The sequence below is a fragment of the Jatrophihabitans lederbergiae genome (assembly GCF_031845305.1).
Lineage (GTDB): Bacteria > Actinomycetota > Actinomycetes > Mycobacteriales > Jatrophihabitantaceae > Jatrophihabitans_A > Jatrophihabitans_A lederbergiae.
Map to the genome: position 1 here is coordinate 1 of NZ_JAVREH010000024.1, position 20695 is coordinate 20695.

A 20695-nucleotide genomic window follows, 5' to 3' on the forward strand; every position below is an offset into this window, starting at 1 on the left:
ACACCCGGGTCAACACCCCCACCGACACCAAATCCGACAACCGACGATCCGACTCCGGCTTCACCCACCCAGCACGAGGCATACCACCAAACTACACCGCTGTAAGCTTAACTGAACGGTATTGGGGTTAAAGGGCGATTGCCCAGTCTGTTGGCTATTCCGTGATCCGTCGCTAGGGTTTGCATCAGGTTTGACCTGCATCTCACGCCACGGGATTCCGCGGCACCCGCAGATACTGATCCGCGCCCGGCATCGGCTGTGGACCCGAAGGACGGCTCATGCGGCACACCCCCGCTTCCCCCGCACGCAGGCGGCTCGCCCAAGCCGGACTGGCCGTTGCCCTGACGCTCGCGGGAGCCGTGATAGTGCAGCCCTCGGCCGCCTTCGCGGCCAGTACGACACTGATGGTCTCCACCACCGCCGACATCGCCGCCGGTTCGGCGGCGTGTGGCAGCAACGCCACCACGCCGCCGTCACCACTGAGCCTGCGTGAGGCAACCTGCCTCGCCGACAACATCAGCCTGAGCACGGGCAACGCCATCACGATCAACGTGCCGGCCGGCACCTACAACCTCACCAGCGGCGAGCTGCAGCCAGGTTCCAACGGCAATGCCACCATCACCATCACCGGGGCAGGCGCGGGCGCCACGGTGGTGAACGCCGGCAGAGCCAGCCGGGTCTTCGACCTCGACGCCAACGTGGTGGGCGGGGTGACGGCCGACATCTCCGGCCTGACGATCACCGGTGGAAGTGACAGCTCGTTCGGCGGCGGCGGCATCATCGGTGGCTCGGCCAGCGCGACCACTGGTGACACGCTCACCCTCAATGCCGTCACGGTCACCGACAACGCCTCGTCCGTGGGATCACCCGCGGCCACCAACAAGTTCGGCGGCGGCGTGCAGTTCGCCGGCGGCTCGCTGACCATCACCAACTCCACGATCAGCAACAACACCTCGAACTCCAGCCCGGGCACCGGCGTGGCCTACGGAGCCCAGGGTTCCGCCGCGGGTGAGCACCTCACCATCAGCAACACCACGTTCAGCGGCAACTACGGAACCAACACCGCCGGAACGGCGCAGAACAACGGCGGCGCGCTCTACGTCAAGACGGCCGTCGGCGGCACCAGCTACGACGTCACCGACTCGCGCTTCGTGAACAACTCGATCACCTCGAGCACCGGCGGCGCGACCGGCGGTGCCATCCTCGCGGGCAGCGGCACCCTGAACGTCAGTGGCTCGACCTTCACCGGAAACACGGTCAGCGGAGGCAACGCCCAGACCGGTGGCGCCATCCAGCTGAACAACGCCACCGCCGGCCTGCACTACAACCGGTTCACCCAGAACGTCGCCAGCACCGGATCGGCACTGGCCGCCAACGCCAGCACGGTCGACGCGGCCAGCAACTGGTGGGGCTGCAACACCGGTCCGGACACGACCGGCTGTGACACGGTGTCGGGCGGCGCGACCGTCGTGCCCCGCCTCGTCCTGACGGCCAGCGCCTCGCCCGCCACGATCGTCGGCCCGAATGCCACCTCCACGATCACCGCCGGGTTCACAACCGACTCCCTCGGCGCGACGGTGGGCGGCGCGCAGCTCACCGCGTTCGCCGGCCAGCCGATTCAGTGGCAGGACCCGCAGCCGGGCGACGCGACGGTGAGCTCCGCGGCGACCGCGGTCAGCTCCGGCCAGTCGAGCACCACCTACAACTCCCACACCGGCAGCGGCCCGGGCCACGTGCTGGCCACCTTCGACAACGCCACCGTCACCGCGGCGATCACCGTGAACCAGGCGCCGGCGATCACCAGCGGCAACACCGCGGCCTTCGACATCGGCCAGACCGGCTCGTTCACCGTCACCACCACCGGTTACCCGACGGCAAGCATCACACAATCCGGCACGCTGCCGAACGGCCTCACCTTCGTCGACAACGGCGACGGCACGGCCACCCTGAGCGGCACCCCGGCGGCCGGTAGCGGCGGCACCTACCCGCTGTCGGTCACCGCCGCCAACGGGGTCAACCCGGACGCCACCCAGACCCTGACCGTCAGCGTGGACCAGCCACCGGCCTTCACCAGCCCCCCGTCAGCCACCTTCACGGCGGGCTCCGTGGCTAGCTTTACGGTCACCACGTCGGGATCACCGACCGCGACCGTCAGCCGGACCGGCGGCACCCTACCGTCCGGCCTGAGTTTCGCGGCCGGGTCCGGTGGCACCGCTACCATCTCGGGCACCCCGGCGGCCGGAACGGGCGGCACCTACTCTGTGACGCTGTCGGCCACCAACCGGGTCAACCCGGACGCCACCCAGACCCTCACCATCACCGTCCAGCAGGCACCGGCCGTCACGGCCAACCCGTCCAGCCAGACGGTGAACCCCGGAGCCTCGGTGACGTTCAGCGCCGCCGCTAGCGGGTACCCGACGCCGACGGTCCAGTGGCAGCGCTCCACCGACGGCGGCGCCAGCTTCAGCAACATCGCCGGCGCGACGAGTACCGGCTACACCCTTACCACGGCCGGAGCCGACAGCGGCAAGAGGTACCGGGCCGTCTTCACCAACGTGGTGAGCTCGGCGACCACCACCGCGGCCACCCTGACCGTCGGCTCCGCGCCGACCGTCAGCAGCTCCAACACCACCACCTTCGAGGTCGGCACCGCCGGCAGCTTCACGGTCACCACCGCTGGCTTCCCGGACCCGACGCTGACCACCAGCGGCACTATGCCGAGCTGGCTGACCTTCACCGACCGGGGCGACGGTACGGCGACGCTGACCGGTACCCCGCCGGTGGGCGCGGGCGGCAGCTATCCCTTCACGGTGCTGGCCGACAATGGGTTCAGCCCGTCCGACAGCCAGGCCTTCACCCTGAACGTCGACGAGTCCCCGACCATCACCAGCGCCGACTCCGCGACCTTCACGGTGGGCGCCGCCTCCAGCTTCGCCGTGACGACCAGTGCCGGCTTCCCGGTCGCGACCACCGTCACCGAGTCCGGCACCCTGCCCGGCGGCATCACCTTCACCGCGAACGGCAGTGGCGGCGCGACCCTGTCGGGAACTCCGGCGGCCGGTACGGGCGGCAGCTACCCGATCGCCATCAGCGCCTCCGCCACCGGCGGCAGCACGTCGGCGCGGACCCAGAGCTTCACGCTCACGGTGACCGAGCCGCCGACGATCACCAGCACGGACTCGGCGACTTTCACCGTCGGCCAGGCCGGCTCCTTCACGGTGCGGACCGCCGGCGGGAAGCCCAGCGGCCCCGGTGACATCACGCTGACCGAATCCGGCGCCCTGCCGACCGGCGTCACGTTCGCCGACCAGGGCGACGGCACGGCAGTGCTCTCGGGCAGTCCGGCCCTCGACACCGGCGGCAGCTACCCGTTTGCCATCACCGCCACCAACGGCGTGGGCCCGGACGCGACCCAGTCCTTCACGCTCACCGTGCGCCAGCCGCCGCGGTTCACCAGCACGAACCACGTCACGTTCACCCTCGGTGCCGCGGCCGCCTTCACCGTCACCACGTCCAGCGGTGTACCGGCCACGCCGGTCACCATCACGGTGACCGACCCGACCGCGCTGCCGGCCGGCATCACCCTCGTCGACCAGGGCGACGGCACCGCGATCCTGGGCGGCACCCCGACGGCCGGCGGGGTGTTCCACTTCAGCCTGAGGGCCGGTAACACGGTGGCGCCGGACGCGACCCAGAGCTTCACGGTCACCGTCAACGAGGCGCCGAGCATCACCAGCGCCGACCACACGACGTTCACCGTCGGCACCAGTGGCACGTTCACGGTGATCACCAACGCGGGTACGCCGGCGGCGACGACGCTGAGCGAGACCGGAAGCCTTCCGCGCGGCGTCACCTTCGCCGGCCGGGGCAACGGTACGGCGACGCTCTCGGGCACGCCGGCCACCGGAACGGGCGGCGTCTACAGCCTCACCATCCGCGCGAAGAATGCCGGCCTGCCGGCAACGAGCCAGTCGTTCACGCTGACGGTCACCGAATCGGCCGTCGTCACGAGCGCGAATCACACGACGTTCACCGCTGGTACGCACGGGTCGTTCACTTTCACCACCTCAGGTGATTACCCGGCCCCGCCGCGGTTGTCGGCCAGCGGGAACCTGCCCGACGGCGTGACCTTCGTGGCGCACCCGGACGGCACGGCGACGCTGTCCGGCACCGCGATGGCCGGCGGGGTGTACCCGCTGACCATCACGGCATCGAAGAACGTGCTCCCGCAGGCCCAGAACGCGCGTGCGGCCAGGAGCGTCCAGCGTGCGGCCGCGTCCACGTCGGACATCAGCCAGTCGTTCACCCTCACCGTGAACGCGCCGCCGACGATCACCAGCCAGCCCAAGGCCACCTTTCCGGCAGGACTGGCCGATACCTTCACCGTCACCACGAGGGCCGGCGTTCCGGCGCCGACCACGCTGAGCGCGACGGGGCCGTTGCCCGAGGGCATCACGTTCACGCCGAACGCCGACGGCACCGCGACGCTGTCCGGCACCGCGACGGCCTCGGCGCTCAATACGTACCCGATCACCCTCACCGCGTCCAACGGCGTGGACCCGGACGCAACGCAGGCCTTCGAGCTCACCATCGCGCCGCCGCCGGTGCTCCCGTCGCCGCCGCCGGTGCTCCTGGTGGCCGCCTCGCCGGCCGAGCCGATCGGCCTCAGTGGCGGTGGCACGCCGATCAGCGGCACGCCGATCAGCGGCGGCGGTGGTGCAGGCGGCCTCGCAAACACCGGCCCGGACACCGACCCCCGTAGCACGGCCGGCTATGCCGCGCTGCTGATGCTCACCGGCTTCTCGCTGCTGTTCCTCAGCCGCCGTCGCCATCGCGGCGGCGCGCTGTAGCGCACCGCGGCGATAACCAACGAAACGCCGCTGCTGTGCGTACGGGCCGTCTTCGGTAAGCCCGATAAATCGGTTGCGCGGTCGACTAGCGTTGACAAATCGTGACTGCCGATTCGATTCTGGCGACCGAACAAGCCCACCTACTACAGTCCCTCGCCTGCCTCGACGAGATGCGGGACGCGGCCGAGCGTATCGCCGACTACGGCGTCGATGCCCTTGCCAGTGAGGGGCTCGGCAGGATGCGTGCCGCGCGCATCCAGCACCTCGCTGCCGATGCCTCGGCGCCACCGTTCTTCGGGCGCACCGATCGCGAGGCCGAGGCCGAGCACCCGTCCGGCGAGGTCTTTCACATCGGCCGCCGGCATATCCGCGACGACTCCGGTGACCCGATGGTGGTGGACTGGCGCGCTCCCATCGCCCGGCCGTTCTACCGCGCGTCGACGGTGGACCGGCAGGGTGTGCGCTTACGCCGACGGTTCGGCTTCGCGGACGGCCGGCTGACGTCCTTCGAGGACGAGCGGCTGGACGCCGGTGAGGAGCTGGGGCTGGCCTCGGACCTGCTGCGCGAAGAGATCGAGCGTCCCCGGGTCGGCCCGATGCGCGACATCGTCGCGACGATCCAGCCTGACCAGGACGAGCTGGTGCGGGCGGATCTCGACACCTCGCTGTGCATCCAGGGCGCGCCCGGCACCGGCAAGACGGCGGTCGGCCTGCACCGGGCGGCGTACCTGCTCTACAGCTATCCGGAGCGGCTGCGTCGTTCCGGCGTGCTGGTGGTCGGTCCGAACTCGGCGTTCCTGCGCTACATCGCCCAGGTGCTGCCGGCCCTCGGCGAGAACGGCATCCAGCAGACGACCGTGGACCAGCTCGTCGCGCACGTGCCGGCAACCCGGCAGGAGCCGGTCGAGGTGGCGGTGCTCAAAGGCGATGCCCGGATGGCCGACCTGCTGCGCCGGGCCGTGTTCAGCTATATCGCCAAGCCGGTGGACGACGTGGTCCCCATCGTGGGGACGCGGCGCTACCGGATTCCGGTGGAGCGGGTACGGCGCTATGTCGACGACGCGCGACGTTCACTGGCGGCCGGTGAGCTGCGCTGGGATTCGGCGCGCGAGCGGCTGCGGAACCTGCTCGCCCAGGACGTCCGGCGGCAACGCGAGGACGTGGGCGGCGCCCCGTCGGACAGCGAGACCCGCAAGGTCGCCAGGTCCCAGCAGGTGCGGGAGTTCGTGGACAGCGTCTGGCCTGCGCTCGACCCCCGGGCGGTGCTGGTGCGGCTGTACACCGATCCGGCCTTCGCCCGGCGCTGCACGGGCACCTCGCTCACCGACGAGGAGCTGGCGCTGCTCGCCTGGACCGGTGCCCCGCCCCGCACGCCGCGGCTGGCGAAGTTCTCGGCGGCGGATCAGGTACTGGTCGATGAGCTGACGGGGCTTCTCAGCAGCAATGACGCCTACGTGCACGTGGTGGTGGACGAGGCGCAGGATCTGTCCCCGATGCAGTGCCGGGCGGTCGCCAGGCGCTGCCCGCTGGGCTCGATCACCGTGCTCGGCGACGTGGCGCAGGCAACCGCGCCCTGGGCCGCGGGCTCCTGGCCGGTCACGTTGACGCACCTGGGCCAGCCGCACGCCGTCGTCCGTCCGCTGACCATCGGCTACCGGGTGCCGGGTGAGGTGCTGGAGGTGGCGAACCGGCTGCTAGCGCACATCGCCCCGAATGTTCCGCCGGCCTCGTCCGTGCGTGCCGGCGGGGACGCGCTGACGTACTCCACGGATGTGGCAACGGCCGTCCGCCGGTGCCTCGCCGTGGCGGGATCCATTGCCGTCATCGTGCCGGACGCCCGGGCGGACGCCGTGCTCGGTGAACTGGCCTCAGCCGGGATCGAGGCGGCCACCCTGGCCGAGGAGCTGGGCCACCGGGTGACGGTGGTGCCGGCCACGGCCGCCAAGGGCCTGGAGTACGACTCGGTGGTGCTGGTCGAGCCCGCGGAGATCGTGGCCGCGGAACCGACTCGGGTCGGCGGGCTGCGCCGGCTGTACGTGGCGTGGACGAGGGCGGTCTCGCGGCTGGCGGTGGTCCATCAGCAGCCGCTGCCCGAGGAGCTGACCGAGCCGATGGAGCACCGCGAACCAGCCGGCCTCATCGGCTAACGGTTATCCGCTAACGGCTAACGGCTAACGGCTAACGGTTATCCGCTAACGGCTGCGGCGGGCGGCCCGGGCCGCGATCTTCTCCCGGCGGAGGGCGGTGGCCTGGGTGCGCTCGCGCCGGGACCGTTCCTCGCGGATCGCCTCGCCGGTCCCCAACGCGTACCCGGCCTTGTACAGCCGGTGCTCGGTCGTCTCGGTCATGTAGCCGATCGCGTAGATGAGTCCCATCAGCCCGCCGCCCAGGGCACTCATACCCCTGATCCAGAACGGTCCCGGAATGAAGATCAGGACGGCGGCGATCAGCGGTGACATCTGCAGCAGCGAGCGCAGGACGTGTCGCAGCCACCAGGTGCGCGAGGTGGTGTCGTGCAGCACCCAGGCGCGCAGTTCCGCCGGAAGCCGGGCGCCGAAGGAGTACCTGAGCCACTGCCACGGGCTCGGCCGGCGGCGAACAGTCGGTTCTGTCATGACACCTCCCCTGGTCGGCTGGCGTCTTCTTCGGTAACCAGGTTACGGCTCGTAGCACCGGCGGATGCGACCATCGGCCTGCGAAGGTAAGGCGGATGTGAAACGATTCGGCGCCCTACCGTCCACTGATCAGGAACCGCCACCATGAACGAGAGCTTCGGTCCGCCTCGCCCCGCCGCTCAGGCCTGGTACCCGCTACCGGCGGCGCCCCGTCCGCCGGAGGCAGTGGACGAGGGTTGGCCATCGCCAGCTTCGTGCTGTCGGCACTCGCGCTGGTCGGTGTCCTCGCGGTCGCTGCGTGGGTGATCTTCGTCGGCCCCGGGGGTGGCAGCGGCGCCAGCGTGCCGCTGACCGGTCAGCTGCCCCGGTCAGCCGCCGGAGCCGCCCTCGCCGGCAGTGATCTGTCCGCTGCCGTCACCGCCCGCGTCCGCCAGGACGGCGGCGACGTCGCGGAAATGACCTGCCCTCGGACCCCCAAGGTCGGCCAGGGAGTGGTCACCGTCTGCCATGGCGTGATCAGCGGATCGGACTACGCGGTCGTCGTGTACTTCGAGACTGCGGACGGCCGCTTCACCCTCGAGCCGGTGTGACACCCGGACAGGGGCGAAACAGCCCGCGCCTCAGCCTTGGGTGATGTAGCTCTCCAGCTGTCCCCGGGCCGTCTCAAGGTCCCGGATCCGGGCGGCTACCACGTCGCCGATACTCACGATGCCGGCCAGCTCGCCGCCGTCCAGCACCGGGACGTGCCGGATTCGCCGTTCGGTCATGGCGACGCTGATCCGGTCCACCGAGTCGGCCGGCTCGCACGTGAAGAGCTCGGTCGTCATCAGGTCGGCCACGGAGGCGTCGAGCACCCCCGCGCCCTCGCTGTTCAGCCCCCGCACGACGTCCCGCTCGGAGACGATGCCGATCGGACGGTCATGCTCCACCACCACGACGGCGCCGATCCGGTTCTCGGCCAGCACCGCGGCGAGTTCGGCTGCCGAGGCCTCCGGCGCGATGGTCAGCACCGCGGCTCCCTTGCTTCGCAGTATGTCGGCGATGATCATGCGACCTCCCGGACCCGGCCCTGCTCGTCCCGGCCTGTACCTGCACCCGGGAGTGGAACGCTAGTCACTGCGGAGGCGCCGCGAAAGGGGACTGCGGTCAGCCGCGAAAGGCGACTGCGGGTCAGCGGTAGCGGAAGCCGTCCAGAAAGCGCCGGAACACCCCGCCCTGGCGGGGTAGCGGCGCGGCGGGCGGGGGCGGCGTGGCACGCTGCCGGGCGATCGGCTGGTCGTAGTCCGTCCGTGTGATGGCGTCGACGACCTGGGCCTCGCTGAAGTCCTCGGAGCCTTCGATCTGCGGTACGAAACCGACCAACACGCCGTTACGCATCACCTGCGCCTCGAGGCCCGCTGTGCCGTCGGTGTCCCACTCGGCCTCCCGCCCGTCGCCCAGGGCAACCCGCACTCCGAACCGATACACGCCGGCGTGCGCAAGCTGGGCGTCCATCCCCCGGTCGCGCAGCGCGTCCACCACCCGGCGGGCTCTGTTCTCGTCCATCGCCTCACAGTACGGCGGGCCACCAGGCCGGATGGTGCCGGCAAGTCGCTGCGGCAGCCGCGGAGTCATGCTGGAAATCCTCGGTGTTACCGATGAGTACATGGCGTGCGCCACAGCAGGCCCGGCTTCGTGCGACTATGTGGGCAAGCAATGGCTTCGGGTGCTCGACACCCCTGAGTCGCCGGTCGCCGCACATTGCCTTGGCAGAGCAAAGCAGCACCCAGCGGCGATCCCGTGGCGGTGCTCAGAACGCGAGGAGCGTAGATGTCGCTGCACCATGAAGTCCTTCCGGAGCCGGACCTGATCCAGCTGCTGACTCCCGAGGGCATCCGGGTCGAGCACCCGGACTATCCGTTGACGATCACCGACGACGAGATCAAGTCGCTGTACCGGGACCTGGTGCTGGTGCGCCGGTTCGACGGCGAGGCGACCGCGTTGCAGCGTCAGGGTGAACTCGGTCTGTGGGCCTCCTGCCTCGGCCAGGAAGCGGCCCAGGTCGGCCCGGGTCGCGCGATGCGCACCCAGGACATGGCGTTTCCCACCTACCGCGAGCACGGTGTGGCCTGGTGCCGTGATGTCGACCCGCTGACCTTGCTCGGCATGTTCCGCGGTGTCAGCCTCGGCGGCTGGAATCCCAACGACAACAACTTCAACCTGTACACGATCGTGCTCGGCGCGCAGACGCTGCACGCGGTCGGCTACGCGATGGGCGTCACCCGCGACGGGGCCGTCGGCACCGGCGAGGCCGACCGCGACACCGCGGTCCTGGCCTTCTTCGGCGACGGCGCGTCCAGCCAGGGTGACGTCAACGAGGCGTTCATCTGGGCGGCCGCGGCGAATCTGCCCGTTGTCTTCTACTGCCAGAACAACCAGTGGGCGATCTCTGAGGCGGTGGAGCGCCAGAGCCGGGTTCCGCTGTACCAGCGGGCCTCAGGATTCGGCTTCCCCGGCGTCCGCATCGACGGCAATGACGTCCTGGCCTGCCTTGCCGTGAGCAGGATGGCCCTGGACGACGCCCGCTCCGGACAGGGGCCGACGCTGATCGAGGCCTACACCTACCGGATGGGTGCGCACACCACGTCGGATGACCCGACCCGCTACCGGCTCACCGACGAGCTCGAGACCTGGCGGCTGCGGGATCCACTGGAGCGGGTTCGCGCCTACCTCGTCCGTGAGGCGGCCGTCGGTCAGGACTTCTTCGACGAGCTCGAGGCGGAGTCCGAGGCGCTGGCCGAACGCATCCGTGAGGCCTGCCGGACGCTGCCGGATCCGAGTCCGCTGTCCCCCTTCGACCACGTGTACGCCGAGCAGACCGACGAGCTTGCCGAGCAACGTGCCGACTACGCCGACTACCTGAACTCCTTCGAAGGGTCAGGCCATAAATGAGTGAGCATCGCAGTGAGCGTCAGCGAGCGAGGAGCGGAGCGAAAGTAGCGCCGAGTGAGCATCGCAGTGAGCGTCAGCGAGCGAGGAGCGGAGCGAAGGTAGCGATGAGCGCTTGCGCGAAGAGCGGAGACCGGAAATGACCACTTTGAGCATGGCGAACGCGCTGAATACGGCGCTGCGTGACCGCCTGGAGCACGACCCCAAGGTTCTCGTGATGGGCCTGGACGTCGGCAAGCTCGGCGGCGTCTTCCGGATCACCGACGGCCTGCAGAAGGACTTCGGCGAGGACCGCGTGATCGACGCACCGCTCGGCGAGTCGGGCATCATCGGGTCCGCGGTCGGCCTGGCCATCCGTGGCTACCGCCCGGTCTGTGAGATCCAGTTCGACGGCTTCGTCTACCCGGCGTTCGACCAGATCGTCAGCCAGCTGGCGAAGTTCCACAACCGCTCGCTGGGCATGGTCAAGATGCCCATCACCATCCGGATTCCCTACGGCGGCGGCATCGGCGCAGTGGAGCACCACTCCGAGTCACCCGAGGCCTACTTCGCCCACACCGCCGGCCTGAAGGTCGTCACCTGCTCCAATCCCTCGGACGCGTACTGGATGCTGCGCCAGTCCATCCAGAGCGACGACCCGGTGGTGTTCTTCGAACCGAAACGCCGCTACTGGGCCAAGGGCGAGGTGGACACCGCCGGAACGCCGGCCCTCCTGCACAAGGCGCACGTCGTCCGTCCGGGCAAGGACGCCACTTTGGTCGCGTACGGACCGATGGTGGCGACGGCGCTGGACGCCGCGAAGGCCGCCGCCGAGGACGGCCGCGAGCTGGAGGTAGTGGATCTGCGTTCGCTGTCACCGATCGACACCGACACCGTCGTGGAATCGGTCCGAAAGACCGGCCGGCTGGTGATCGTGCACGAGGCGTCGGTCAATCTGGGCATGGGCGCGGAGATCGCCGCCCGGGTGCAGGAGCGGGCCTTCTACTCCCTGGAGGCGCCGATCCTGCGGGTCGGTGGCTTCGACACTCCGTACCCGGCGAGTCGGATCGAAGAGGAGTGGTTGCCAGACGTCGACCGCATCCTCGACGCGGTCGACCGCACCTTCGTGTACTGAGCGCCGGAATCCAGGAGACATCTACCCGTGGCTGAACTGAAGCAATTCAAACTCCCCGATGTCGGCGAGGGATTGACCGAGGCCGACATCCTGCGCTGGGAAGTCAGGGTCGGCGACCCCGTCGTGGTGAACCAGGTGCTTGTCGAGGTCGAGACCGCCAAGGCCGCCGTCGAGCTGCCGTCGCCCTTCGCCGGCGTGGTGCACGAGCTGCACTTCGCCGAGGGCACCACCGTCGACGTCGGGCAGCCGATCATCACCATCCGGGTGGGCGCGGGCGAGCTGCCGTCGGACGCGGCCCAGCCGGTGAACGGCAGCGGCCCGACGCAGCCCCTGGTCGGCGGCGGCGCGGAGGACATGATTCCGACCCCGCCGGCCGATGGCGGCGTGTCCCCCGATGGCACGGACAGCAGCGGCCCGTCCGCGCCGGCCGTCGAGCGGCAGGCGGTGCTGGTCGGGTACGGCGTCTCCGGCGAGCGGGCGCGGCGCCGCAAGCGGTCACAGCCGTCCGCCGCATTGCCGGCGCCGAGCGCCAACCCGGCGTTCGACGTCACCCCGGGCACCACCGCGGCCGTCGCGGTCGTCAACCCGGACCGGACGGTGCTGGCGAAGCCGCCGGTTCGCAAGCTGGCGAAGAGCCTGGGCGTCGATCTCAGCACGGTGATCGCCACCGGACCGAACGGCACCATCTCGCGGGAGGACGTGCAGCAGGCGATCTCGATGCCACCGGCAGCGACGGCGGTGCCCGCGCGGGGGGCGGAGACGCGCATCCCGATCAAGGGGGTGCGCAAGCACACCGCCGCGGCGATGGTGGCCTCGGCCTTCACCGCCCCGCACGTCACCGAGTTCATCACCGTCGACGTGTCCGAGATGATGGAGCTGCGCAAGCGCATCGAGGCCCGTGCTGAATTCAAGGGCGTCAAGGTGTCACCGCTGCTGTTCGTGGCGCGGGCGGTGTTGTGGGCGGCCGAGCGGACGCCGATCATCAACTCCACCTGGGACGAGGCGGCCGGCGAGATCGTGATCAAGCATCACGTCAACCTCGGCATCGCGGCGGCCACCGAACGGGGCCTGATCGTCCCGAACATCAAGAACTCGGGCGCGCTGTCGCTGCTGGAGCTGGCCGGTGCGCTCACCGACCTCACCGAGACGGCGCGTTCGGGCAAGACCGCGCCCGCGGACATGAGTGGCGGAACCTTCACGATCACCAACGTCGGCGTGTTCGGTATCGACACCGGTACGCCCATCCTCAACCCCGGAGAGGCCGCGATCCTGGCCTTCGGCGCGATCCGCCGGCAGCCCTGGGTTGTCGGTACCGGGGACGACGAGCGGATCGAACCGCGTTGGATCACCCAGCTGGCGGTGTCCTTCGACCACCGCTCGGTGGACGGCCAGCAGGGCTCGGAGTTCCTCGCGGACGTCGCGGCCGTGCTGCGGGACCCGGGGCTTGCCCTGCTCTAGCAACGAGCTGCGCGATCAGGGGCCGTCGGACCGCTACTGCGGCTCGACGGCCCTTGTGCTGCTGGCCGATTCTGCTGAGCCTTGAGGGTCGAGAAGATCAGCCGGGCAGGTTCGATTCGATCGCGCTGACCACGCGCTCGTCCTCGGGCTCGGTGCGTGGATCGAAGCGGGCCACCACCTCGCCCGACGGCGCGATCAGGAACTTCTCGAAGTTCCAGCGGATGTCGCCGGTGTAGCCCTCGGCGTCCGGCACGTCGACCAACTCGGCGTAGAGGGGGTGCCGCTGGGGTCCGTTGACGTCCACCTTCTGTGTGAGCGGGAAGCTGACCCCGTACGTGGTCGAGCAGAACTCGGCGATCTCGGCATCCGTGCCTGGCTCCTGGCCGGCGAACTGGTTGCAGGGAATTCCGAGCACGGTGAAGCCACGGCTGCCGAATTGTTCCTGCAGTCGCTCCAGGCCCTCGTACTGCGGGGTGAGCCCGCACTTGGACGCCACGTTCACGACCAGCGTCGCCATGTTGGGACGCGGCGCGATGGTGGCGTCTGAATCGCCGCTCAGTGGAGCGATAGCTACCTCGTGAATCGACATGGGTCCAGCTTAGGGTGGGGTGCGCCGATGCCGCCGGCCTGTCCGGACGGCAGGCCGCGAGCGCCGAAACCAAGCTGTTCGGGATGGCGCCGACCTCACAACCCAGCGCGGCCGATCACCGCTGAGCGAAATTGCGAGGAAACGGCGCCCGGAGGTTCTAGCGTCTGGACGTGGACATCATCGAAGTGATCCCCGGCCTACACCTGCTCCCGCTGGGCATCAGCAACGCCTACGTGTGGCACGACAAGGGCGGCACAACGCTCGTCGACACCGGGCCGCCCGGCAGCGGACCCGCGATCAGAGCCGCGCTGGAAGACCTCGGGCTGCCGCGCGAGGAGCTACGGCGCATCGTTCTCACTCACTTCCACGACGACCACGCAGGCTCGGCTGCCGACCTGGCGGAGTGGGCGGGCGTCCCGGTCATCGCGGGAGCCGCCGACGCACCGTTCGTGCGAGGCGAGGACGGTCCACCGCCCGCGTTCACGCCCGCGGAGCAGCAGTGGCACGCCGTTGTCGCCGCGGACCTGCGCCCGGCGCCACCCTGTCCCGTCGATCAGGAGGTCACGGATCAGGACGTCCTGCAACTGGGCAGCGGGGCTGTCGTGCTCTCGGTGCCGGGCCACACCCCGGGCAGCATCGCCCTACACCTCCCGGAGGCCGGAGTGCTGCTCACCGGGGACACCATCGCCGAGCACCAGGGCGGCGTGGTGCTCGGACCCTTCAACACCGATCGCCACCAAGCCTGGCGGTCGCTGGAACGCCTCGTGGCCCTGGACGTCGACGTCGCCTGCTTCGGCCACGGCCAGCCGGTCATCGGCTCCGCCCACCAGGTCCTGCGCGCGGCCACCGACCCGTTCGGCTGAGCCCCCGCGGCCAGTGCGCCGCGGAGACGAGTGGTCTTGCTCGTCCATGCGGCACCATCTCGGGCGACGCCGCCCTTGTCAGTGCGCGTGCGCGTCGTTGGTGGGGACCGGATCGGGCAGGGATCGGACTTCAATGGCTCCGCCGGCGACGGCACAGGGCGTGTGGGCGACTAGGCGAACCGCCTCGTCGAGGTCGACTGCCTCCAGCAGGCTGAACCCGACCAGTGGTGCGCCTGCGGTGGCGAAGGGACCGGGGCTCGTGTGTGGTGTGCCGGCCGGGGTTCGTACCACCGTGGGATCGCCGACTACCGAGATGAATGCGCCTCGCTGCCGCAGCATGTCGTCCTGAGCGAGCAGCTCGGAGCGCTGGCTCTCGGACAGGACGAGCCAGTCTTCTTCTCGGCCGTAGGCGAGGCAGAGGAACTTCATCGGTAGTCGTTCTCCTTCAAGCACTCTGCAGATTTCACCAAGTCGCGCTGTCCTTGCCGATCAATGCGAGCCAACATGACCCGACGCTACTGCTCGGCGCCGACAAGCCGCCGGGCTGCCTCTGACGTTCGTGGATTTGTGACGGCAGCGTCGCCGTGCTCCGGCCGCCGTCCGACTCAACCGGTGGGGTACCCAAAGGAGCCGGCGGTGATGTCACCGTAGATACGCGCGGCAAGCGCGGAGGCGTCGTCGTCCGGATCGGTCAGCACGTGACGACCGTCGATCTCCGCGTCGGCGAACTGCAGGTACATGTGGCGGGCCGCCGCGAGGTCGGTGAAACCATGATCGGTGCGGGTGCGGACCCGCTCGAGACAAGTCTCGAGCGGAGGCAACAACGTCACGTAGTGGATCTGTTTCAGTCCCGTTCGTCGAGCGAAGGTCGGCAAGAACCACGGTCCCACCACGCCGTCGTAGACAACCCAGCAATGCCGACTGAGCCAGCCGGCGGCTGCGGCCGCTGCCTCGATGACGACAGTGTTCTGCTGATCAGATTCTGGCAGCCAGGGTGGGATGTAGCCACGTTTCAAGAATCCGAAGAACTCATCACCGGCAACGACCGCGCTCGGTTCCACCATGTCGGCGAGCTGCGATGACACCGACGACTTCCCGGCTCCAGGGGGACCGGTCACCACGATCAGCTCGCCCATGAACGCATTCTCGCCGAATCGCGCCCCTCGGCCAACGCGGTTGGTCACCCGGCTGGAGAACCGCGGCCTGCTGCAGCGCCGCAGCGTGCAGTCCGAGCTTGCCCACTCGTCTCGGCACTCGATCGCCTGGAATAAGGCTGATGTCTCGTAACGTTAGGCATAACGAAGCCACTACTGTGGTTTCGTAAGGTCAGACAGCTAAGCTGTCTGATAAATCGGGACAAGAAGCAGCAGTTGATCGAACAGAACGTGTTCGATGGGCTTGCCCGGTGCAAGCGGCAACGGCGTCACTTATCACGAAGGGCAACATCATGACGAACCTGAAGCAGAAGATCCGCGCTCGCCGGGCGTACCGCCAGTACGAGCGTGCGGTCCTCACCGCCACGCCGAGCATGCGGACCGAGTTGCTCGCTATGGCAGCGCATCAGAACTACAACCGCTGAGCAACTCTGCGGCGCGCGACTGTGCTGCACACCAAGGGCCGTCCTCCTCACGAGGGCGGCCTTTCGGCTGCCCGGAGCCGTCCCACGCTCACTTCCAGGTACGGAATCGCGTTCCGTCCCCGGTGGTTGGGTATCCACGTGACTCTTCAGCGATCAGCCCGCGTGCGGGCGCCGGAGTTTCCGGCAGGCACCTGGTTCAACGTCGACACCGCCCTCAGCCTCAAGGGCGTGCGTGGCAAGGTCGTGCTGCTCGACTTCTGGACGTTCTGCTGCGCCAACTGCCTGCACGTCATCGATGAACTCCGGGAGCTGGAGAGCCGGTTCGCCGACGAGCTGGTCATTGTCGGGGTGCACTCCCCCAAGTTCGAGCACGAGAAGTCCGACACCGCTGTGGCAGCGGCGGTCCAGCGCTACGGCGTCGAGCATCCGGTCCTCAACGACCCCGCGCTGCACCTGTGGCAGCAGTACGCGGTGCGCGCGTGGCCGACCCTGGTGCTCGTCGACCCGAACGGCTATGTGGTGGCGCAGGCAGCCGGCGAGGGACAGGTTTCCTCGCTCGGACTGCTGATCAGCGAACTCGTGGCCGAGCACGACGCCGCCGGAACCCTGCGCCGCGGCGACAATCCGTACCGTCCGCGCAAGCCGGAGCCCGGCGACCTGCGCTTTCCCGCCAAGGCCATCCGGTTGGCGGACTCCCTGCTCATTGCCGATGCCGGGCACCACCAGCTGGTCGAAACCGAACTGGACGGGTCCACCGTCCGGCGCCGGATCGGCACCGGCGAGCGCGGGAACGACGGGCAACGCCTGGCCGAGCCCAATGGCCTGACCGCCCTGCCTCCCGAACTGGCGGCCGAGGTCGGCTTCGACGTTGTCGTCGCCGACACCGCCAACCACCAGCTGCGCGGGGTGCGACTGTCCGACGGCTCGATCGAGCGCACCGTTGACCTGCCGGCCGGCCTGGCGGGGCGGACGACGGTCACCGGTGCCGTGCCCGCGGTGCTGTCACCGTGGGACGTCGCCTGGTGGCCCGCGGCGGGAGTGGTCGCCATCGCTGCCGCCGGCGTCCACCTGCTGCTGGGCTGGAACCCGCGTACCGATGCGGTGAGCATCCTGGCCGGCACCACCGTCGAGGGCCTGAAGGACGGGCCTGCCCTGGACGGGTGGCTCGCACAGCCTTCCGGCCTCGCCGTATCCGGGGAGCGACTGTGGTTCGCCGACTCCGAGAACTCGGCGCTGCGCTACCTCACCGTCGACGGGCAGTTGCACACCGCCGTGGGTGAGGGGCTGTTCGACTTCGGTCACGTCGATGGCCCCGCGGCCAAGGCCCGGCTGCAGCACCCACTGGGCGTCGCGGTCCTGGCGGACGGCTCCATCGCCGTCGCGGACACCTACAACTCCAGCATCCGATGCTACGACCCGGTCACGGACGAGGTCGGCACGCTTGCCACCGACCTGGCGGAGCCGTCCGGGCTCGTGCTGGTCGGCGGCGAGCTGGTGGTGGTGGAATCCGCCGCACACCAGCTGGTGCGGCCGGTGACCGCCGGACGGCTGACGCAGGTGCTGGCCGATCCACTCCGCACCCAGCGCCCGGTCACCGACCTGCGCGACGGGGTGCTCGAACTGAGCGTGCCGTTCGTTCCGCCGCCCGGCCGCAAGCTCGATGACCGGTACGGGCCCTCGACGCGGCTGACGGTGAGCGCCTCTCCTCCCACACTGCTCGCGGACGGCGCCGGCTCCGGGACGGAGCTGGCTCGGACGCTGGTGCTGACGGGCCACCCCGGGGACGAGGGCGTCTTGCACGTCACGGCCCAGGCCGCCTCGTGTGACGACGACCCGGCCAACGTTCATCCCGCGTGCCACCTCGCGCGCCAGGACTGGGGCGTCCCCGTCCGGATCAGCGCGAGCGGTGAAACCGAGCTTCACCTTCCGCTGTTGGGGTGATCCTGCTGCGACGGACCGACCAGCTTCGCGCGAAGTGCTTCGGTGTCCCGCTCCGTCCAGCCGTGCGAAGCCAGCCAGCCGAGCACGCTGCCGTACTCGGCCCGCACAGCCGAGAGCACTGCTTCCATCACCTCGGCACTGGCGGTCGGGATCTGATCCGGCTGGGTCACCTCGCGGTCGTAGAGGTCGCTGCGCGCCAGGTGCGCGAGGATCAGCGCCATCTGTGACTGGGTGAGGGCGTAGTCGGCCGCGACGCTCTCCGGGGGAACGCCGACGATCGTCAGGGCCAGCGCGACGACGACCCCGGTTCGGTCCTTGCCCGCGGCGCAGTGCACCAGGGTGGCGCCGTCCGGCTCGGCGATCGCCCGCAGCGCGGCGACGATGGAGTCCGGCCGCCGGGTGAGGTAGCGCAGGTAGGAACTGACGACGGGTGCCCGATCGGGAGTCAGCTTGTCGCCCTGCCAGGGCAGCACCGGCTTCGCCGCGTCGTCGTCGGTGCTGTCCGCCGGATTCTCGTCGATGGCCACGACGTTCTCGGCGTTGCCGTCGGAGTCCGGATACAGCGACAGGTGGTGGACCACCACGTCCGGCTGGGCATGCAAAAGCCCGGGGGCCGCCCGCTCGACCTCGACGTCGGTGCGCAGGTCCACGACCCGGCGCACGCCGAGGTCACGTACCAGAGTCGTCACGTCCGTAGCGGTGAGGTGCTGCAGGTTGGCGGATCGGATCAGCGCGCCTGGCCGGATCGCCCGTCCATCCGCCGTGGTCATCCCGCCCACGTCGCGTACGTTGACCGCGCCCTCCAGCTGGATCCAGCGCGCCGTTACCGAACTCATGGCGACACCCTATCCAGCTAGAAGACGTCCTCGGAGACATCCATGATGGCGTTGTCGGTGCCCTCGACGATCTTGCGTCGCGACACCAGTTCGGGCAGCACATTGTTCGCGAAGAACCGGGCCACCGCCAGCTTGCCCTCGTAGAACGCCTTGTCCGAGGCTGACAGGCCGTTGCCGTCCAGCTTCTCCAGGGCAACCAGCGCCTGCCGCAGCAGCAGCCAGCCGATGACCAGGTCGCCGGCCGAGAGCAGCAGTCTGGTGGTGTTCAGTCCGACCTTGTAGATGTTGCGGATGTCGTCCTGGGTCGACGTCAGCTGCCCGATCATGGCGCCGACCATCGTGCCGACCTCGGACAGTGCCTTTCCGACGGCCTCACCCTCGACCTTGAGCCGCGCCTCGTCCCCGATCGAGTCGAGCGTGGCCTGGATCTCGGCGGACAGGGCGCCGAGCGCGGTGCCCTTGTCGCGGACGATCTTGCGGAAGAAGAAGTCCTGTCCCTGGATGGCTGTGGTGCCCTCGTACAGCGAGTCGATCTTGTTGTCGCGGATGTACTGCTCCAACGGGTAGTCCTGCAGGTAGCCGGAGCCACCGAAGACCTGCAGCGACTGGCCGAGCTGCTCGTAGGAGCGCTCCGAGCTGACGCCCTTGACGATCGGCAGCAGCAGGTCGTTGAGCCGCTCGTCGACCGACGCCTGCCGCTTCGCCTTCTCTCCAGCGGACGCCTCGCCGTCGGCCAGGCCACCGGGAACCTCGTTGCCCTTCTCGAACTCCGCGACCTGGATCTTGTCCTGCACGCTGGCCGCGTAGAGGGCGACCGCCCGCAGCCCCTCGGCGTACGCCTTCTGAGTCATCAGTTGGCGGCGGACGTCCGGATGGTTGATGATCGCCACCCGGGGAGCGGACTTGTCACCGGAACGGGTGAGGTCAGCGGACTGGATCCGGGTCTTGGCGTACTCGAGCGCGGCCAGGTAACCGGCCGAGAGCTCGGCGTAGGCCTTGCTGCCCACCATCATCCGGGCGTGCTCGATGACCTTGAACATCTGCGCGATGCCGTCGTGTACCTCGCCGAGCAGCCAGCCCTTGGCCGGGATGGTCTCGCCGAAGCGCATCTCGCACGTGGTCGACGCCTTCAGGCCCATCTTGTGCTCGACATTGGTCACCATCGCGCCGTTGCGGGTACCGAGTTCACCGGTCTGCCAGTCGAAGTCGTACTTCGGGACGATGAACAGTGACAGCCCCTTGGTGCCTGGTCCGGCGCCCTCCGGACGGGCCAGCACGTAATGGATGATGTTCTCGCTCATGTCGTGCTCGGCCGAGGTGATGAACCGCTTGACGCCCTCGATGTGCCAGCTGCCGTCGTCCTGCCTGCTCGCCTTTGTGCGGCCGGCGCCGACATCCGAGCCCGCGTCGGGCTCGGTCAGCACCATCGTCGCGCCCCACAGCCTGTCGACCATGAGCTGGCCGATCGCCTGCTGCTCCGGGGTGCCGAGCTCGTGGATGATGTTGGCGAAGGCCGGCCCGCAGTTGAACATCCACACCGCCGGGTTGGCGCCGAGCACCATCTCTCCGATGGACCACACCAGCGACCGCGGGGCCAGCGTGCCGCCGTAGGCCGGGGTGCACTCCAGGCGCCACCACTCGGCGTCCTGCCAGACCTTGTACGACTTCTTGAAGGCGGCCGGCATCATCACGGAGTTCGTGGCCGGGTCGAAGACGGGCGGGTTGCGGTCGGAGTCGACGTAGGAGTCGGCGAGCGGTCCCTCGGCCAGGGTGCGGACCTCGGCGAGGATGTCACGAGCGGTCTCGGCATCGATGTCGGCGAAGGGCCCCTTGCCCAGCCGGTCTCCGGTGCCCAGGACTTCGAACAGGTTGAACTCGATGTCTCGAAGGTTGCTCTTGTAATGGCCCATCGCCGCGCGTCT

At 69.3% G+C, this 20695-nt stretch carries 17 protein-coding genes; 9 read left to right on the top strand and 8 right to left on the bottom strand.

Annotated features, from left to right (window positions below; translation table 11 throughout):
• The first annotated feature begins 278 nt into the window (after window positions 1-278).
• Both RM423_RS15905 and RM423_RS15910 read left to right on the top strand, forming a co-directional pair.
• Window positions 279-4850, top strand: coding sequence for a beta strand repeat-containing protein (locus tag RM423_RS15905; protein ID WP_311424028.1), 4572 nt, complete (start codon window positions 279-281; stop codon window positions 4848-4850).
• Window positions 4851-4951: 101 nt separating this feature from the next.
• Window positions 4952-6997, top strand: a complete 2046-nt coding sequence (locus RM423_RS15910; protein ID WP_311424029.1) for a HelD family protein — start codon at window positions 4952-4954, stop codon at window positions 6995-6997.
• Between the two features lie 45 nt (window positions 6998-7042).
• Here the strand turns inward: RM423_RS15910 and RM423_RS15915 are convergent, their stop codons facing one another.
• Complete coding sequence (locus tag RM423_RS15915; RefSeq protein ID WP_311424030.1) at window positions 7043-7465, bottom strand: DUF5313 family protein; 423 nt, start codon at window positions 7463-7465, stop codon at window positions 7043-7045.
• Between the two features lie 236 nt (window positions 7466-7701).
• Between RM423_RS15915 and RM423_RS15920 the strand changes: the two genes are divergently transcribed.
• Window positions 7702-8055, top strand: a complete 354-nt coding sequence (locus tag RM423_RS15920) for a DUF4333 domain-containing protein (RefSeq protein WP_311424031.1) — start codon at window positions 7702-7704, stop codon at window positions 8053-8055.
• A gap of 30 nt (window positions 8056-8085) precedes the next feature.
• Here the strand turns inward: RM423_RS15920 and RM423_RS15925 are convergent, their stop codons facing one another.
• Both RM423_RS15925 and RM423_RS15930 read right to left on the bottom strand, forming a co-directional pair.
• Window positions 8086-8514, bottom strand: coding sequence for a CBS domain-containing protein (locus tag RM423_RS15925; RefSeq protein WP_311424032.1), 429 nt, complete (start codon window positions 8512-8514; stop codon window positions 8086-8088).
• Window positions 8515-8635: 121 nt separating this feature from the next.
• A complete protein-coding gene (locus RM423_RS15930) occupies window positions 8636-9010 on the bottom strand; it encodes a hypothetical protein (protein WP_396327745.1) in 375 nt (124 codons plus the stop codon).
• A gap of 264 nt (window positions 9011-9274) precedes the next feature.
• Between RM423_RS15930 and RM423_RS15935 the strand changes: the two genes are divergently transcribed.
• The 3 genes from RM423_RS15935 to RM423_RS15945 all read left to right on the top strand — a co-directional run bounded on the left by RM423_RS15935 (window position 9275) and on the right by RM423_RS15945 (window position 12965).
• The gene (locus tag RM423_RS15935) at window positions 9275-10396 is read left to right on the top strand and encodes a thiamine pyrophosphate-dependent dehydrogenase E1 component subunit alpha (protein ID WP_311424034.1); all 1122 of its coding nucleotides are present in this window, start codon (window positions 9275-9277) and stop codon (window positions 10394-10396) included.
• Between the two features lie 136 nt (window positions 10397-10532).
• Window positions 10533-11507, top strand: a complete 975-nt coding sequence (locus RM423_RS15940; RefSeq protein ID WP_311424035.1) for an alpha-ketoacid dehydrogenase subunit beta — start codon at window positions 10533-10535, stop codon at window positions 11505-11507.
• 27 nt (window positions 11508-11534) lie between these two features.
• On the top strand, window positions 11535-12965 hold the full coding sequence (locus RM423_RS15945) for a dihydrolipoamide acetyltransferase family protein (protein WP_311424036.1): 1431 nt from the start codon (window positions 11535-11537) through the stop codon (window positions 12963-12965).
• 97 nt (window positions 12966-13062) lie between these two features.
• Here the strand turns inward: RM423_RS15945 and RM423_RS15950 are convergent, their stop codons facing one another.
• On the bottom strand, window positions 13063-13554 hold the full coding sequence (locus RM423_RS15950; RefSeq protein ID WP_311424037.1) for a glutathione peroxidase: 492 nt from the start codon (window positions 13552-13554) through the stop codon (window positions 13063-13065).
• Window positions 13555-13724: 170 nt separating this feature from the next.
• Between RM423_RS15950 and RM423_RS15955 the strand changes: the two genes are divergently transcribed.
• Entirely contained in the window at window positions 13725-14417 is a 693-nt protein-coding gene (locus RM423_RS15955) for an MBL fold metallo-hydrolase (protein WP_311424038.1), read from the top strand.
• A 78-nt stretch (window positions 14418-14495) separates the two neighbouring features.
• Here the strand turns inward: RM423_RS15955 and RM423_RS15960 are convergent, their stop codons facing one another.
• A complete protein-coding gene (locus tag RM423_RS15960) occupies window positions 14496-14846 on the bottom strand; it encodes a YciI family protein (protein ID WP_311424039.1) in 351 nt (116 codons plus the stop codon).
• A 176-nt stretch (window positions 14847-15022) separates the two neighbouring features.
• Window positions 15023-15553: an AAA family ATPase gene (locus tag RM423_RS15965; RefSeq protein WP_311424040.1), complete on the bottom strand. Its 531-nt coding sequence runs from the start codon at window positions 15551-15553 to the stop codon at window positions 15023-15025.
• 311 nt (window positions 15554-15864) lie between these two features.
• Between RM423_RS15965 and RM423_RS15970 the strand changes: the two genes are divergently transcribed.
• Window positions 15865-15996 (top strand): hypothetical protein, encoded by a 132-nt coding sequence (locus tag RM423_RS15970; protein ID WP_311424041.1) that lies wholly within the window; start codon window positions 15865-15867, stop codon window positions 15994-15996.
• A gap of 138 nt (window positions 15997-16134) precedes the next feature.
• Window positions 16135-17937, top strand: a complete 1803-nt coding sequence (locus tag RM423_RS15975; protein ID WP_311424042.1) for a thioredoxin-like domain-containing protein — start codon at window positions 16135-16137, stop codon at window positions 17935-17937.
• On the opposite strand, the gene RM423_RS15980 is transcribed toward RM423_RS15975, so the two are convergent.
• Both RM423_RS15980 and RM423_RS15985 read right to left on the bottom strand, forming a co-directional pair.
• Window positions 17916-18773 carry a tyrosine-protein phosphatase gene (locus tag RM423_RS15980; protein ID WP_311424043.1) on the bottom strand — a complete coding sequence of 286 codons (858 nt, stop codon included), beginning with the start codon at window positions 18771-18773 and terminating at the stop codon, window positions 17916-17918. The genes RM423_RS15975 and RM423_RS15980 overlap by 22 nt on opposite strands.
• Before the next feature lie 17 nt (window positions 18774-18790).
• A complete protein-coding gene (locus RM423_RS15985) occupies window positions 18791-20683 on the bottom strand; it encodes an acyl-CoA dehydrogenase (protein ID WP_311424044.1) in 1893 nt (630 codons plus the stop codon).
• Window positions 20684-20695: the final 12 nt, after the last annotated feature.

Bases quoted from the DNA above. Each gene is read 5' to 3' on its own strand.
- RM423_RS15905 (WP_311424028.1), top strand. From the start codon at position 279: ATGCGGCACACCCCCGCTTCCCCCGCACGCAGGCGGCTCGCCCAAGCC.
- RM423_RS15915 (WP_311424030.1), bottom strand. From the start codon at position 7,465: ATGACAGAACCGACTGTTCGCCGCCGGCCGAGCCCGTGGCAGTGGCTC.
- RM423_RS15925 (WP_311424032.1), bottom strand. From the start codon at position 8,514: ATGATCATCGCCGACATACTGCGAAGCAAGGGAGCCGCGGTGCTGACC.
- RM423_RS15930 (WP_396327745.1), bottom strand. From the start codon at position 9,010: ATGGACGAGAACAGAGCCCGCCGGGTGGTGGACGCGCTGCGCGACCGG.
- RM423_RS15935 (WP_311424034.1), top strand. From the start codon at position 9,275: ATGTCGCTGCACCATGAAGTCCTTCCGGAGCCGGACCTGATCCAGCTG.
- RM423_RS15940 (WP_311424035.1), top strand. From the start codon at position 10,533: ATGACCACTTTGAGCATGGCGAACGCGCTGAATACGGCGCTGCGTGAC.
- RM423_RS15950 (WP_311424037.1), bottom strand. From the start codon at position 13,554: ATGTCGATTCACGAGGTAGCTATCGCTCCACTGAGCGGCGATTCAGAC.
- RM423_RS15960 (WP_311424039.1), bottom strand. From the start codon at position 14,846: ATGAAGTTCCTCTGCCTCGCCTACGGCCGAGAAGAAGACTGGCTCGTC.
- RM423_RS15965 (WP_311424040.1), bottom strand. From the start codon at position 15,553: ATGGGCGAGCTGATCGTGGTGACCGGTCCCCCTGGAGCCGGGAAGTCG.
- RM423_RS15970 (WP_311424041.1), top strand. From the start codon at position 15,865: ATGACGAACCTGAAGCAGAAGATCCGCGCTCGCCGGGCGTACCGCCAG.
- RM423_RS15980 (WP_311424043.1), bottom strand. From the start codon at position 18,773: ATGAGTTCGGTAACGGCGCGCTGGATCCAGCTGGAGGGCGCGGTCAAC.
- RM423_RS15985 (WP_311424044.1), bottom strand. From the start codon at position 20,683: ATGGGCCATTACAAGAGCAACCTTCGAGACATCGAGTTCAACCTGTTC.